We start from the raw sequence: 15,972 nt of genomic DNA on the forward strand, positions 1-15,972 counted from the left end.
TTACAGGAATGCTGCCCCTTTAGCTCAATAACAAAAAATGACCGCCGTGGCGATCATCAACTTAAACTAAAGCACCCGTTACTTTAAGTGAACCCTTTCACAATCTCAGAAATATACCTAAGAAAGATATGTCTAACTACAAATACAAATTATACTCAAATCTAAACGACATATTGGTATTAGCAAATTACTGAAGTATCTCGTTTATAAATTCTATCACTTGCTCATTCTTCAGATAGTTTTCGTGGTTTACACCATTGAATATCTTTATCTCTGAATTTGCAAAACAATCTTTTACTTTATGTTGTAGGCTTGCATTTAGCGTTTTATCTGAATTTGAGCCGATTATATAGGTATTGCAATTAACATTTTGAGCATAATAATTTAGTCTAATATCATTTGATATAAATACTTTGGCAGGTCCCCAGAAAATCGGAATAATCTTATTATATAAATCTGATAAATCACGATATGCCGCCATAAGAACAAGGCTATCGCATTTTCTAACACTTGCAAGATAAGCAGCTATTCCTGTTCCGTAACTATGTCCCATAACAACTATATGTTTATCAGGATAATTAATCTTTGTCCAATCGTATAAATCTATTGCTGTATTCTGCATTGATTTTAAATTCATTTTGCCTTTACTGTTCTGACTACCATAGAAATCAGCAGATATAAATGGACAATCAAATTCTCCACCGAAGGAACCGACAGAATTAAAAGCAATATAATTTGAACCGCCAAAAAATAGAATAATATTATCAGATTTACTTATAAGATTATAACCATAACCCGAAAGTTTTTCGTTAAACTGAATATACTCAGGGGTAAAGTTAATTTCTTCCGTTTTCTTTGCGCTTTTATAAAAGGAATAGCTTATTTTCTGCATTACGAAATTGCACCCAAAGCCGGAAATCAATACCCACATCAATATTTTTAAAATAATTCTATGTAGTTCCATCATACTTTTATCAACCACCCCAATTACAAAATTCCTGTTTATCTGCGAATTATATAAATTTTCCTTACTTGTTATGACTGCTTTTTGAACAAGTATGCACCGTTAGTGGAACAAGAAAAGCGAATGCCCTTTTTGAACAATCGCACCCGTTACTTTAAGTACAAAACTTCACATTCTCTTCTAAACTTTAACATACATACCCAATTTTCTTTTAAGTGTTAATCAATTAAATGGCCCTTTTCATAAAGAAAGACGCTTTCCTAATTTCAGAAAAGCGCCCTATTATTGTTGCCTAATCATTAGAATAACGTTCTGACAGCTTCTTTTTATGTTGCTGAAACACTTCTTCTAGAGGGATATTGTACTTGTTTGCAATCACTATTAAATTACCTAATACATCTCCTAATTCTTCAGTTAACTCTTGTTTATTTTCCTCGTAAGATCCCTTAACTTCATCAGGTCTATCCCTACCTATCTCAAGGGATCTTATAGCTCGTGCAACTTCGCCAGTTTCTTCTGCTAAAAAGCCAATACGAATAAAAATGTCTAAATCGGACCAGCCCCTACTTTCATAATAATCTTTTACCCATTGTTGAAATCCAGTGACATTCATTTTATCTAACCTCCAATTCAATACCTTAAGTTTAACAAAAAAACGAAAGTTTTATATAATCTTTAATGGTGTTTAATTAGGAGGCGATATAATGAAAAAGTTAGCCGTATTTTGTGGATCGAGTAATGGAGCATCTGATGTTTATATAGAAGGTGCAAAAAAACTTGGTAAAGAACTAGCTAAACGAAATATTGCACTTGTTTATGGTGGAGCGAGTGTTGGTGTTATGGGTGCTGTTGCAGATTCAGTTTTAGAAGAAGGAGGATATGTAATTGGTGTTATGCCAAGTTTTCTAGAAAGAAGAGAGATATCCCATAAGAACTTGTCAGAGCTAATCATCCTAGATTCTATGCATGAAAGAAAAGCTAAAATGGCCGATCTGGCAGATGGATTTATAGCTTTACCTGGTGGGCCAGGAACTTTAGAAGAATTCTTTGAGATTTTTACGTGGGCTCAATTAGGACTTCATAATAAACCATGTGGTCTCTTAAATATAAATCATTATTATGACCCTCTTATCGCGTTATTTAATCATATGTCAGAGGAACAGTTTTTACATGAAAAGTACCGTAATATGGCATTAGTCGATAGTGAACCAAAAGGGATACTTGATAAATTCAATACATATGAACAACCAACTGTAAAAACTTACATAACTAAAAAACAGATCTGATAGTTAAAAAAACAGACCGAGTCATTAACCTTGGTCTGTTTCCCTATTTAAAATAAGTTATTCCTTAAATCCGTTTCCTATTTTGGTTAAAAAACAAATGACAAATTCCTAAAGGAAAGCGCCAGATTGTTGAAGATCGTTATTAAACTAAAGCACCCGTTAACTTAAGTACAACTTTTCACAATCTATAATTCGCTTTATTGTATCAACAAATTAATGATGGAATAAACGTACCCCAGAGAATGCCATTACAATACCGTATTCGTTAGCTGCATCAATGACTTCCTTATCACGGAATGAGCCACCAGTTTGTAAAATATACTCTGCACCACTTTGTACAACACGATCAATATTATCTCGAAAAGGTAAAAATGCGTCCGAAGCAAATGATATTTCTTTTAATCCATTTAAATATTCTCTTTTTTCATTATAAGTAAGCGTATAAGGTACTTCATCAAAACACTCTTCCCAAGCTTTTCTTTCTGGCAGTGTAAGATCATCACAAAGCCACTTGTCTATTGCATTATTTTGGGCAGTATGTGAAACTCCTTCACGAAATTTCATCGTAAGAGCTATTGGGTGTTGCCTTAAGTACCAGTTTTCGGCTTTTGTTGCAGCCATTCTCGTACAATGAATCCGAGATTGCTGTCCTGCTCCCACACCTATGGTCTGTCCATCTTTTGCAAAACATACAGAATTGGATTGTGTAAACTTTAGTGTTATTGCAGAAATTAATAGATCTCTCTTTGCCGATTCAGGCAAAAATTTGTTTTCAGTCACTATATTGTTTAATATCTTCTCTGTTATTCGTACATTGTTTCTTTCTTGAACAAGATTAACCCCGAATAAAGTTCTAGATTCTATTGGATCAGGCTCATAATCTGGATCAATCTCAATAATAAGGTACTTTCCTTTTCTCTTAGATTTTAGAATTTCTAAGGCAGCATCATCAAACGCAGGTGCTACAATCATATCGGAAACTTCTCTTTTTAGGATTTTAGCAACAGAAAGGTCAACTTTATCACTTAAAGCAGCACAATCACCAAAGGAAGACATACGATCTGTTCCTCTTGCCCTTGCATAAGCAATTGCCAGAGGTGATAATTCCATACCATCAACAAAATAAGACTTAGCTAGTTGATTACTTAATGGACTATATACAGCAGCTCCTGAAGGACTTACGTGTTTAAAAGATGCTGCCGCAGGTTCTCCTATTGCTAATTTAAGTTCCCTTACTAGTTGATAAGAGTTAAAAGCATCTAGTAAGTTGATATAGCTTGGCTCTCCATTAAGAATCTTAAAAGGTAACTTTTCAGACGAATTGACTTTTGCACTACCTTGATTCGGATTAATACCATAACGCATTTTTACTTCTTCCATTTATACCTTCACCCTTTCATACAAATAAAAAAAGCGTTTGATTAATTCAAACACTTTGCCCAGGCGAACGGCTTATAGTATCAATGTGTTCCCCCGTGGTGACCCACGTTTAATCGCCAGTACACATTGTAACAGTCTTATTTACAAACTTAACTTTACCAGAATTGCCCTTTTCCTACAAGAAAATAATACTTATATTATGAATTTTTCGAGATGTCAACATGGTTACGTTATTGAACTAAACTGCCCCGTTAGCCACCCATGAATCGCAAAAAATCAGCGATTCACCACAGAGAATGAAAATGGTTAGGATGTGTCAATACTGATACTGACCTTAATCCAGTCAACCAATCCATAGCAATGATTTGCAGCTCTCTCAATTTTTTTTAACACATGAGACGGGTTCTCTTTGGTATTGTCTTTTTTCGAGGTTAGAGAAGTTTATTTTCATGGTAGTTTAAGTGAATATTTTCACAATTTCCTCATAACAATTTTCTATATACACGTATTCAAAGTTATGGTCCTAGAATGAAAATAAGTGCTAATCCTTGCTGCACGATAGCGCCCGATTGTGGAGGATCTTAATTTATGATAATTAGTATTATGACGGTGTTATCGATAGTTATAAAAAGGTGATTATAATATGTTGAATCATTGAAATAATATATAGATCTTAACTAAGAAAATACTTCTTTAAATGTCTTGCAACTTCAATTGGATTATGTTCATTACAAGGAGAAAGATGATGGAATTTTGGGAGCGTTAATGTTTGTGTTTCCTTAATTGTTCGACTTAATGTTTGAATCATTTGGTGTACTGGTTCTGGACTTTTTCCTCCAGAAACTAATAATATATTTGCATTAATGATTTGATAATTGTTGTAAGTGCCCTCTAAGCGTTTTACTTCCCTATGCTCACATAAGTTTGATGGTAATAATTCTTTTATTTTTAACCAATGATCTCCTCGTATTACCATACGTAAGATAAGTTTTGCGTACCAGTTTGGCATTTTTGTTAAAGGACTATGGCCTGCCCCCCTTACAAAACTAGTAAATGCTTCTCTAAAATCTTTTTGGTTCATGGCCTTTTCATATTTTAATATCCAGTCCCAATCTGATGGTAATGAATCTATAGAAACTCCAGGCTCATAGAGAGCTATTTTGGTAAAGGATTGAAATGCACGTGCTGTTTCTAAAGCTACGAGTCCACCATAGCTGTGTCCAAATACATTAGTTGCACCTGTTACTTTTTGGATTGCTTGAATATCTTCGCATTCCTTTTTAATAGAGTACTCACTTCCCTGAGGTCCACTCATCCCTCGTCCTCTTCGATCCATGATGTGGACTGTAAATGAATCCGATAGTTCTTGGGCAAGCATGCTAAGGTCCCTCGAATCATTTAATGCACCATGGATTAGAATAAGACCGGGGCCTTGACCGATACTTTGATAACTAATCTCTGTACCATCTTGTGATGTAGGTGTTGATTGAGTGAATGTGTCTATCTGGTGTGTGCTCTTTGACATAAATAGTTTGACTCCTCTGTATTCAAGGTTAGGTTGAATGTATTTTTGCTTTCCCTACAATAGATTCACATCAGTTAAAGAGTATTCCTCTTTATTTACTCCATAGAAAGCTAGTTAATAATAATTGCACATTTAGGATGTAAAAAAAACGCAAATCCCTTGGCACACATGATATTAGCATTCTTTTGGTTTTAATCGTATATTCAGGATTGTATAGAACTTCCTTAAATCAACGGTATCGCACTCTTAAGTGCACCTGAAGTCTGGATAAAAAGTGGGGGATTATTATGACCTCTTGTTCCATTATTTGGCCCTAAAATGAAAAATGGGCGCTTATCCTTGTTCCTGAATCGCGCCCGATTGAGGAAGATCAAAAACCTCTTTTATTGGAAAAAGGCACTTCCAAAAAGACTGATCCAATTATCCACAACTGTAATCACTAAGGCAAGATGACCTATTTATTAAAATTACATTTTGTTCGCTGTCACACATTTTCAGGATTTACATCTTACTTTTCGAATGTTTCACATATATGCAACAAGCTTGAAAAAAAGAAATAGGAACCCTACTCCTTTTCTCAAGCTTTTTCACATAACGATTAGTTTCTTGGATCTACATAATCCGGATAATCGGAAATAATTGCGTCAACTCCCATATCAAATAAGAAGTCTGCAGCTGCTTGACTACGTACTGTCCATGATCCAATTTGCATACCGAGTGAGTGAACTTCATCCACTAAATCTTTTGTGACAATTCCATAACTTGGGTTAAACCAATCAGCATAGGTAGCAAATTCTTGTAAAGCTTTTGGTGTTGCGTCCGCACGATTTGAAGTTAACACACCAATTGGCGTTTTAGGAAGAAGCTTATTCATTTTTTTCATAGATTCAAAGTTAAAAGACTGAATAATTATCTTTTCATTTTGTGGTTTATCTAGGTTTCGTTCTTTTAATGCATCTGCCACTTGTTCTTCAATACCCGGGTAAAGTTCAGGAGATTTCAATTCAATTAAAATACCGACTTTTCCTTGGTAACGTTCAAGAATCTCTTCAAATGTTGGGATTTGTTCACCAGTAAATTGTTCTCCCTTCCAACTACCTGCATCAAGGCTTCTAAGCTGTTCAAACGTCAAATCCCCAACTTTTCCCGTTCCATCTGTTGTTCGATTTACCGTTGTATCATGGATCAGTACTAATTTTCCATCTTTACTTCTTTGAACATCGGTTTCAATGTAATCAGCTTTCATATCTACAGCTAGATCAAAAGCAGCAATCGTATTTTCAGGTGCATATGCTGTGGCCCCACGGTGAGCTACATTATCCACTTGTTTTCTTTCGCCTACTGTTGGTTCTGCTGCAAACGCCTGACTGAACGGGTTGAATAACAGCGAGAACGCTAACCCTGCACCTACTATTATTTTTTTGTTCATACTCTTCATCTCCCTATCTGTAATATGTATTACAACTATAATTCTAGAATATGGATGTTGATCTAGTATGTCATTATGTTTAAAGCTCTTTGCGATTTCTGTAAACGAAATTCAACCTTTCTTCTCATGATTTTTTACAAATCTACTACAGATTTTAAAAAACGGATTATTATACCACTACCTTTTACCTGTCATCATGCCTTACCAACATAATGGATGAAGTATCCAGAAACAGAGAGTTGCTATTTCAACAAGAGCAAAAAAATTTAATATCTAAACTATTACTAAAAAATTGGACCTCTGCAGAAAAATGTAATTTAACTGTTCATATATAAATATCTAATTTTTTTTAAGATACGTGCTCCATTAAATGCCCAATTTATTGAAAACAAGTTAAATGCACTCTTCAACATTCAGTGTAAATGTACGACCACGGTGGTCAAAAAAATCCCTCAAACTACAAGTTTGAGGGAACATAATCACACTTCAATTTTAGACTAAAATCCACTAAACATATTGATACCATGTTATTTTAACTCTATCAACGTTACGCACTCTACGTGTGAGGAGTTGATAGTGTATACAGATATAATAAATATATTGGAGTAGCACTTGCCTATATAATATATAGTAAATGATAAACAACACTATTTGAGGAGTATTTATATTTTGAATTAAGCAGAACCTAAGTATGTGGGGAGTGATTTATATATTCAAATCCATACTCCTGTGACAAGATGTCTCTTGAATCGATTAATCCTTCACTAAATTACTAGCTGCATTGTGAGCACTCCTATAAAAAGGATTGAATCTTCTTTTTTCTACTGGCAAATACTTAATTTGAAGCCTTTTACCATACTGTGCATTCTTTATTTTATATAATTGCTTCAACTCTTTTCTGACTTTTTGGAGCTTCATATTCTTTTTGGACCATTGCTTAAGTTCAACAATAACAACATGATCTTGGTTCCCATCCTCGCTCATCCCGAAATTGAATAATCTTATTAATCATTTTTTCATCCAAGATTTTCCCCTCAGCTATAATCTGTTATTCTCCTCCCATTTTATCAATTCTGGAAAAGTTTTCATTTGATTCACCATTTTTAATTAATAGCGAGAAATCTTCCCCCTATGATTCCAAAGCTAGGTTGTGAATGTATATGTGCTTTTCTATCATTAGAAATGAAGAGATTTCATAAAAAAGACCCCATATTACATTCCATGGAATCGATTATTGAGATGAAAAAAGGTCAGTCCTGACTGCATCCATGCAATAAGGGTCTGACCTTTTTATAGGAGGAACTTAACCGCTTTACCATGATGAACAATTTCTATATGTTCAAACGAAGAGTTTTCCCCTTTACAGTTGAGTCCTATCCTAATATCTAAGAGCCATTCCTTATAGAAAGGCTCTTTTCTCACATTGTCCTGATATTTGACATTTTATATTAACATTTTCAAATATTTTTCGAAGTTAACTCCCTCTACTTCTTGAACTTGCTCTAAGGAGGAATCATTGATGGCAGCTGTCAGGAATGCCTCCGCAAGTTGTACAGACTTTTCCAAGTTCTCACCACGCATTATGCTTCCCATAATCACAGATGCAAATAAATCACCAGTGCCAGAATAGCTTTTACCATTATACTGCATTCGATTATAAAAGATATTACTTCCATCCAAGTACATATTTCCGATAACCTTCTCGTCTGAATTTGCTGCCGGTGGATTGATGCCAGTGATGATTACCTGTGCTCCAGTCTCTTGCTGCAAAATACACCCAGCCTCTTCAATCGCTTTCATATAATCCTTCTCATCTGAGTAGCCACTCAACTTTTTATAAGACCTTCCGGTTAATAAACAGCACTCCGTCACATTTGGTGTAATCACATCTGCACGCTTGACAAGTTCTCTCATTAATACCAGCAATTCATCGGTAAAAAGCTTGTAGACTTCCCCCAAATCCCCCATTACCGGATCAACCAGTAAAATGGTCCCCTTCATATAAAATTTTTCCAAGAAGTGAAAAATAGTATTAATTTGCTCTTCGCCAGTAACAAAACCGATATGGATTCCATCAAAGGTTACCTTGAGTTTACTCCATTCCTCAATGAAATATTTCATTTTAGATGTAAGGTCTTCACAAAAAAAACTTGGATACCCGGTTTGTGCAGTCAATATTGCCGTTGGCAGGGGACATGCCTGCACGCCCATTACCGAAAGAACAGGTATTGCAGCTGTTAATGAACATTTTCCAAACGATGATAAATCCTGTATGACAGCAACTTTTTTCATAATTAACCTCCATAAGGCCGCCGATCTTTAACACTATTCATAATACCACAAACATAAAGAAGCGGAAAAATTACAACTGACCATTAAGTTTTTTTATAAATTGACACTTTTATATATGCCAGCACATTGCTAAAATCAAGAAAATTATAGTATGAAAGGGTTAGAGATATGCAAAATACACAAAGTTTCTCAAAGCCAGGGTATAAAACTTTTGATTTAATTCTTACAGCCATGTTAGTCGCACTTGTTTTCCTGTCTACTTTCTTGAATATTAAACTTCCAATTGCTGCAAATGGGGGTTTAGTGCATCTAGGAACTGCTATGCTTTTTATCGCAGCTTTCCTTTTTGGTCCTAAAAAGGCGGCACTTGCTGGTGCGATTGGAATGGCACTATTTGATCTAGCCGGCGGCTGGGCGTTGTGGGCACCGATTACCTTTGTTTCACGTGCCCTGGAGGGATATATCGTTGGTAAAATTGCTTGGTCCAATGGCCGTAATGGTAATAGTCTTGCATTTAATTTAATTGGAGCAATTGCTTCAATGCCCGTCATGATCGGTGTTTATTACATTGGGGAAGGAATTATGTACGGCAATTGGGTACAACCCGTAGCATCAATCCCCGGGGACGTCGTACAAAATATATTGGGAGTGATTGTTTCTCTTCCGGTTTGTATTGCATTGAAAAAAGTTCCTTATTTTAAGCGGTAACTAGCCTGTCCGTATTTGTATATTACAATAAAGGATGGTACATTTACCAAACATAAAGGAGGAGTACTTGCTGCTAGCGCATACTCCCCCTTTTTCATTTTTTCATTCACAAAGTTTTTTGCCATAGTCTCATCATACGTATGGTTGGTAAATTGAGTCTAAGATAGAGCATCCATCCATTGATGCTCTTCTAATAATCCTATTTGAAATGCTTATTTAATGGATTTCCTTGGACTTTTAACCAAATATCCTTGTGATTCTAGATAATCATTCAAATCCTGTCTTTACTAAAGGAGCATTATTCTTTAATAATTCTCATCTGGGTGCAAAGTTCTTTTTCAGTTATTTATCCTTTTTAAAATAATCTGGGCGACTGCTTCTATATGAGAAGTATGCGGAAACATATCCACAGGCTGAATAAACTTAACCTCAAAACTCTTGCTCAAAGTTTGAATATCCTTAGCTAATGTGGAAGGATTACAAGAAACATAGATAAGTTTTTCCGGCTTCACCTGTAAAATCGTCTGCAATAACTGGTTATCTAGTCCTGTTCTTGGCGGATCCACGACGATCACATCAGGTTTCCATCCTTTTTTCACCCATTTAGGCAGGACTTCTTCCGCTTTGCCCGGTACATATTTTGTGTTGGTGAACCCGTGACGCTTGGCGTTTTTCTTCGCATCTTCAATCGATTCTGGAATGACGTCCATGCCGCGGACTTCTGCTGCCTGATCTGCCAGCCATAAACCGATGGTCCCAACACCACAATAAGCATCAACGACTTTTTCCTTGCCGGTTAACCCTGCTGCTTTTTTCACTTCATTATAGAGTTTGACGGTTTGATAAGGGTTTAGCTGGAAGAACGTTCGTGCGGAAAGCTCAAATTGGAGGTCCCCCAAAGTCTCTTGGATGAAATCTTCTCCAGCTAATGTTGATGTCTCTTCACCAAAAATCAGAGATGTTTTTTCCCCATTAATGTTTTGAACAATTGATTTTACATTTGACAGACGCTTTTGAATTTCCTCAATGATTTGTTCCTTTTTGGGTAAATCCTTTTGTGAGGTAATCAGAACCACTTGTAATTCCCCAGTCTGCACTCCTACCCGTGTAACAATGGTTCGGATGACGCCTTTTCCGGTTTTTTCATTATATACAGGTACCTTTAATTCCTCTAGGATAGCCTTAACCTTGGCCGTTGCTTCATTGGTTTGTGAGTGCTGGACCGCGCATTGTTCGATATTAATTAATTGATGGGAATTAAGTCCATATAATCCCGCCAGCAGTTTTCCGTTTTTTTCACCGACCTGGAAGCTACTCTTATTCCGGTATTCCCACGGGTTTTCCATGCCAATCGTGTTACGGATGTCCAGCTTATCAATTGAGAGTTTGGTATGGCGCTCCAATGCCTGTATCACTACATCCCGTTTTTCTTTGAGCTGTTGATCATAGCTCAAATGCTGAAGCTGACAGCCCCCACATTGATCGTACACCGGACAAAGTGGTTTCACCCGATGCTGTGATTGTATGCGGATTTTTTTAATTTTGGCTTCGGCATGTCTCGGATGGATCTTGGTGGCCTCCACTACCACTTCTTCCCCTGGTAGAGCTCCGGGTACAAACACGACTTGCTTTTTAAAATAGCCGACCCCTTCCCCATTGATTCCGAGTCTTTTGATGGTTAGTGGAAAAGTTTGTTTTGGTTGAATTTTGATGGATTGTTCTGTTTTCATTTATTTCACTCCAGATGGTTCGATGCTTCGCCATAGATACAGGGAAGCATAGCTTAAATAGGGCTCCCAGTCTTGATTATATTGAGCCATTTCTTCATAGGTTGGTTTTCTTTCTAATTGATACAATTTTTTAATGCCGTTTTGAATGCCGATGTCGGCCAAAGGAAACAGATTTGGCCTTCCTAGTCCAAACAGTAGGAAATTCTCGACAGACCATTTACCAATGCCGCGAATTTTGGTTAGTTTTTCAAAGATTTCCTCGTCAGGCTTAGTTTTTAAAGCATCGAGATCTAAGCCGTTTTCGACAATTTCTCGGGAAATACCGATGATATATTCCGCTTTCCTTCCACTAAACTGCAAATGTCGCAATTGTTCCACGGTAATACCGGCGACCGTTTCCGGTTTCGGGTAAAACCATACACCGTCCACATCGTAACCAAACGTTTTTACAAACCGGTCATTCAACGTGTAAGCAAAGGTCATATTAATTTGTTGATGGATGATGCATTTAACTAAGCTTCCATACAAATCAAAGTCAAGAACCAGCGGTGTTCCTCTGAATTGTTCAAAAATCGGCTTTAAGTCTGTTTTGGAATAGTGCTCGTTAATTGGTTGTAATGGGACATTCCATTGAAAAATTTCAGAGAGTCTTTGGATGATGGGTTCATTTAGGGTATGTCCTTTTAAAATAAAAGCCGGTGCTTCTACCGTTCCAATTGCTGTGACATCTACTACAAAAGGTTCGTTATTTACCACAACTGGAACACGGATCGAGCGTTTTTCTAAATCCAAATCCCTTAGAGGATCCGGTGCATGCCGTTCCAACACACTGTCAAAGTTATACGGTCCGTCAATCATAATGGTTTCTTGCCCCACGAAAGCTCCCATCCCTCTTCATTTTTCCTGTATTATAGCATGAAAAGGGGAAAAACCGAATTTCAAACGAAATTCGGTTTATTTAATCTTGATATCATCAAGGCTCCTAAATTTGTAGCCTTTCTTTTTCAAATCCTTAATCGTTTTTTCAAGGGCATCGGCGTTGTCTTTGGAAACAGAATGAAGTAGCATGACGCAACCAGGATGCACTTGCCGCATGATGTTATCGTAGGAATATTGCCAGCCTTTTTGCTGATTAATGTTCCAATCGACAAAAGCGAGCGACCAGAATACATGAGTATACCCTTCTTCCTTGGCAATTTGCATGGTGCGTTCGCTAAAAATGCCGCGTGGCGGTCGGAGATATTTCATTTTCTTCTGACCGGTTAATTCTTTTGTTTTGTCCCTAACACTATTGAGTTCTACTCTGATTTTTTCATCACTAACTGAGGTAAAATCCGGATGATGCCAGGAATGATTCCCGATAATATGTCCTTCTTTTACCATCCGTTTGACCAGTTCCGGCTGCGAATTGAGGTAATGGCCTGTTACAAAAAAGGTAGCGGGCACTTTTTCCTTTTTCAATACATCGAGTATTTGTGGTGTATAGCCATTTTCATAGCCGCTGTCAAAGGTCAGATACAAGGTCTTTTTAGTTGGATCTCCCTTGTAAAAAGCACCGTATTTGGCTAGGAGCTGATCATATTGCGCCCCAGCTTCTGCAGGCTGTTCGTTGACTGCTTTTTTAAAGCCCCAATGGATAGCCTGATTGGATGTAGCATATGTAACAATCGGGATTAGTAAGATAAGCATACTAATTAAGCTTAAAACTTTTTTCATCCATGTTCCCCCTATTTTGTTTTTTATAGTGTTTGTTTTGTGGAAGAAAACATGATTGGAATATTTTAGGGAAGTGGTTGATGGTAGACCCGATCTTTCGTTGCACCACTGTGCGGTAAATTTAAAAGGGTAAGTTGGTAGGCGGCTGCCCTTGAGGAAGGCAAGTGGAGAAATTCCTTTAATTCTGCATTTGTAATAGAAGGTTTCATAAGCAGAAAAAATACATCAACCGCATGTATATGGGCCGTATTTGATATAATCCCACATGACTGACATACCCATTTTCCATTACGATATTGCATTGGGATCGCCAAACAATCGGGGCATTGGACCCCTGGTTTAATTTCGTTTCTTTCAATATTATACTTGTTTAAAATATCGATTCTGTTGGGTGTGTGTTGTTGAAGAATCAATCTTTTTATTTTACTGATTGTTTTTGGATCAAGGACGTCTTTTTTATAAACGTCTCCAAACTCGTTAATTTTCATCAAAAGATTTTCAGCTTTGCAAACTCTTTTTTCTGCTTCTATATAGCCTGAAGCTATGTTGATTACGCTTGATTTATTGCTGATGCAGACGAGATGTTCCATTGGGATTTTTGGAATTTGATTTGGTTCAAACCAGTCTTGTAGAAGAATTTTTTGACGATTAACTTGAGCAAGGGGATTTTCGTATATATTGACTATATGATCTTGGGTTTGTGTTAGTTGATGTTTTTCAAAAAGTAATGTTCCTGAATAGTATTTCCCTTCAATCACAAGGGATGTTTTGGGGGAGAAAAGATAGGAGTCAATTTGAAAGTGGGATTCGTTGACCGGGAGTCTGATATCCTGAAATATGAAGTATTTTTTTGGAGGAAGCAAATTTAAATAGTAGTTAATTTTCTGTTCCCCATGGTACCCGGCGCTAAAGATTCTAAAATTCTCTTCGACTGTTGGTCTTTGTGGATGATTATCACTTAACCGGGGTAATAGCACTTCATGTTGAGCTAAGATGATTGGTTTAGTAAGATTTTTTACAAACAACTAGATCCCTCCTAAGCATTTTTTTGAGTATTTCGACATACTCCTTCATTATTCCTTCTCACATTAGATTTTCCCATCCACTTCCATGTAATCGATTGCAGGTAAATTCTTTTATTATTCCCTTCCAAGGAGTATAATTAAACCGTCAAAAAGTTGTAAAATTTAAAAAGATACTTAGGGGAATACGGGAAAGGGGAAAGAAAAATTGGATATTGCAAAATTTCAAAAAAGCATGTACAAGCTAGTTGTCGAAACTTCTACTAAGCTTCCGAAAGACGTTCGTCGCGCTGTTAAGGCTGCTAAGGAACAAGAAAATGCTGGAACACGGGCGGCAATGAGCCTTGCTACAATCACGAACAACATTAAAATGGCGGACGAGCAGGTATCGCCAATTTGCCAGGATACTGGTCTTCCTACATTTAAGATTAAAACTCCGGTTGGCGTCAATCAGTTGGAGTTGAAAGAAGCCATTAGAAATGCTGTTATTCAAGCGACAAAAGAAGGAAAATTGCGTCCAAATGCGGTTGATTCATTAACTGGCGAAAACAGTGGAGATAACCTTGGTGCTGGATTACCAGTGTTTAAATTCGATCAATGGGAAAAAGATTATATCGATGTCCGCTTAATTTTAAAAGGCGGCGGTTGTGAAAATAAAAATATTCAATATAGCTTACCTTGTGAACTTGAAGGGCTGGGTCGTGCGGGCCGTGACCTTGATGGAATTCGTAAATGTATCATGCATTCCGTTTACCAAGCACAAGGCCAAGGCTGCAGTGCTGGATTCATTGGAGTCGGCATCGGCGGTGATCGTTCTTCAGGCTATGATTTAGCGAAGGAACAATTATTCCGCTCTGTTGAAGATGTAAATCCTAATGAAGATCTTCGCAAACTAGAAGAATATGTGATGAAAAATGCCAACAAGCTTGGCATCGGAACAATGGGCTTTGGCGGCGAGGCAACTCTTTTAGGCTGTAAAGTTGGTGTAATGCACCGAATTCCGGCAAGTTTCTATGTATCAGTTGCTTATAACTGTTGGGCTTTCCGCCGTATGGGGGTAAGTGTTGATGCTGAAACTGGCGAAATTAAAGAATGGGCTTATCAAGATGGTGAGTTTATCGATTTTGCTGAAACTGAGGCTGAAAAAGAAACCGCTGCTGCTAGTGCTGATGATGAAGTCATTACGTTGCAGGCACCAATTACTGAAGAACAAATTCGTTCTTTGAAGGTCGGCGATGTCGTCCAAATTAATGGATTAATGTACACTGGTCGTGACGCGATTCATAAATATTTGTCTGATCACGATGCCCCAGTTGATTTAAATGGACAAGTAATTTATCACTGTGGTCCAGTCATGTTAAAGGATGAAGTTGGCGTATGGCATGTTAAAGCTGCCGGCCCAACGACAAGTATTCGCGAGGAGCCTTATCAAGGCAATATTATGAAGAAATTTGGCATTCGCGCGGTGATTGGTAAAGGCGGAATGGGACCAAAGACGTTGGCTGCTCTTCAAGAACATGGCGGGGTATACTTAAACGCTATTGGCGGCGCCGCACAATATTATGCTGACTGTATCAAATCTGTTGAAGGTGTAGACCTAATGCAATTTGGTATTCCGGAAGCAATGTGGCACTTACGCGTTGAAGGTTTCAAAGCTGTTGTGACGATGGACTCACATGGTAACAGCTTACATGCGGATGTGGACAAATCTTCTTTGGAGAAATTAGGGCAGTTTAAGGAACCGGTTTTTAAATAAGAGGTATTTGAGTAGACGAGTTGTTGGCGTCTACTCTTTTTTTACGTAAGATTTGTTACTATCTTTTTGGAAAGTGTTGATATCTTCCACATTCTCGTTGAAATCTCACCCATTTACGTCGATATATCCCCTTTTTACGTCGATATCTAATTTCCCAAATCTTA

General features: G+C 37.2%; 13 protein-coding genes and 1 riboswitch. Of the genes, 3 read left to right on the forward strand and 10 right to left on the reverse strand.

Annotation, left to right across the window (positions count from 1 at the left end; translation table 11 throughout):
* Positions 1–187 precede the first annotated feature (187 nt).
* Together V7083_RS11240 and V7083_RS11245 are read right to left on the reverse strand one after the other, a co-directional pair.
* Complete coding sequence (locus V7083_RS11240) at positions 188–967, reverse strand: alpha/beta hydrolase (protein WP_335477697.1); 780 nt, start codon at positions 965–967, stop codon at positions 188–190.
* Positions 968–1,256: 289 nt separating this feature from the next.
* Positions 1,257–1,577, reverse strand: coding sequence for a MazG-like family protein (locus V7083_RS11245; RefSeq protein WP_335477699.1), 321 nt, complete (start codon positions 1,575–1,577; stop codon positions 1,257–1,259).
* 91 nt (positions 1,578–1,668) lie between these two features.
* On the opposite strand from V7083_RS11245, the gene V7083_RS11250 reads away from it, so the two are divergent.
* Positions 1,669–2,250: a TIGR00730 family Rossman fold protein gene (locus V7083_RS11250; RefSeq protein ID WP_335477701.1), complete on the forward strand. Its 582-nt coding sequence runs from the start codon at positions 1,669–1,671 to the stop codon at positions 2,248–2,250.
* A gap of 213 nt (positions 2,251–2,463) precedes the next feature.
* Here V7083_RS11250 and V7083_RS11255 read toward each other — a convergent pair whose 3' ends face one another.
* The 4 genes from V7083_RS11255 to V7083_RS11270 all read right to left on the reverse strand — a co-directional run bounded on the left by V7083_RS11255 (position 2,464) and on the right by V7083_RS11270 (position 8,876).
* Positions 2,464–3,630 carry a phosphoribosylaminoimidazolecarboxamide formyltransferase gene (locus V7083_RS11255; RefSeq protein WP_335477703.1) on the reverse strand — a complete coding sequence of 389 codons (1,167 nt, stop codon included), beginning with the start codon at positions 3,628–3,630 and terminating at the stop codon, positions 2,464–2,466.
* Positions 3,631–3,680: 50 nt separating this feature from the next.
* A riboswitch (ZMP/ZTP riboswitch) is annotated at positions 3,681–3,763 on the reverse strand.
* A 540-nt stretch (positions 3,764–4,303) separates the two neighbouring features.
* Positions 4,304–5,155, reverse strand: a complete 852-nt coding sequence (locus V7083_RS11260) for an alpha/beta fold hydrolase (RefSeq protein WP_335477705.1) — start codon at positions 5,153–5,155, stop codon at positions 4,304–4,306.
* Between the two features lie 598 nt (positions 5,156–5,753).
* The gene (locus V7083_RS11265; RefSeq protein WP_335477707.1) at positions 5,754–6,584 is read right to left on the reverse strand and encodes a glycerophosphodiester phosphodiesterase; all 831 of its coding nucleotides are present in this window, start codon (positions 6,582–6,584) and stop codon (positions 5,754–5,756) included.
* Positions 6,585–8,027: 1,443 nt separating this feature from the next.
* A complete protein-coding gene (locus V7083_RS11270) occupies positions 8,028–8,876 on the reverse strand; it encodes a pyridoxamine kinase (RefSeq protein WP_335477708.1) in 849 nt (282 codons plus the stop codon).
* Positions 8,877–9,044: 168 nt separating this feature from the next.
* Between V7083_RS11270 and V7083_RS11275 the strand changes: the two genes are divergently transcribed.
* Positions 9,045–9,584 (forward strand): ECF transporter S component, encoded by a 540-nt coding sequence (locus tag V7083_RS11275; RefSeq protein WP_335477710.1) that lies wholly within the window; start codon positions 9,045–9,047, stop codon positions 9,582–9,584.
* A 338-nt stretch (positions 9,585–9,922) separates the two neighbouring features.
* Here V7083_RS11275 and rlmD read toward each other — a convergent pair whose 3' ends face one another.
* The 4 genes from rlmD to V7083_RS11295 form a co-directional block, all read right to left on the reverse strand.
* Positions 9,923–11,314: a 23S rRNA (uracil(1939)-C(5))-methyltransferase RlmD gene (gene rlmD, locus V7083_RS11280; protein ID WP_335477712.1), complete on the reverse strand. Its 1,392-nt coding sequence runs from the start codon at positions 11,312–11,314 to the stop codon at positions 9,923–9,925.
* Entirely contained in the window at positions 11,315–12,190 is an 876-nt protein-coding gene (locus V7083_RS11285) for a DNA-3-methyladenine glycosylase family protein (protein ID WP_335477714.1), read from the reverse strand. It abuts the gene before it with no gap.
* Between the two features lie 78 nt (positions 12,191–12,268).
* Positions 12,269–13,030, reverse strand: a complete 762-nt coding sequence (gene pdaA / locus V7083_RS11290) for a delta-lactam-biosynthetic de-N-acetylase (RefSeq protein WP_335477716.1) — start codon at positions 13,028–13,030, stop codon at positions 12,269–12,271.
* Between the two features lie 65 nt (positions 13,031–13,095).
* Entirely contained in the window at positions 13,096–14,055 is a 960-nt protein-coding gene (locus V7083_RS11295; RefSeq protein ID WP_335477718.1) for an NERD domain-containing protein, read from the reverse strand.
* A 205-nt stretch (positions 14,056–14,260) separates the two neighbouring features.
* Here V7083_RS11295 and V7083_RS11300 point away from each other — a divergent pair, with 205 nt between their 5' ends.
* Positions 14,261–15,808, forward strand: coding sequence for a fumarate hydratase (locus V7083_RS11300; RefSeq protein WP_335477720.1), 1,548 nt, complete (start codon positions 14,261–14,263; stop codon positions 15,806–15,808).
* Positions 15,809–15,972: the final 164 nt, after the last annotated feature.

The sequence above is a fragment of the Bacillus sp. JJ1764 genome (genome assembly GCF_036962145.1).
Classification (GTDB): Bacteria; Bacillota; Bacilli; order Bacillales; family Cytobacillaceae; genus Neobacillus.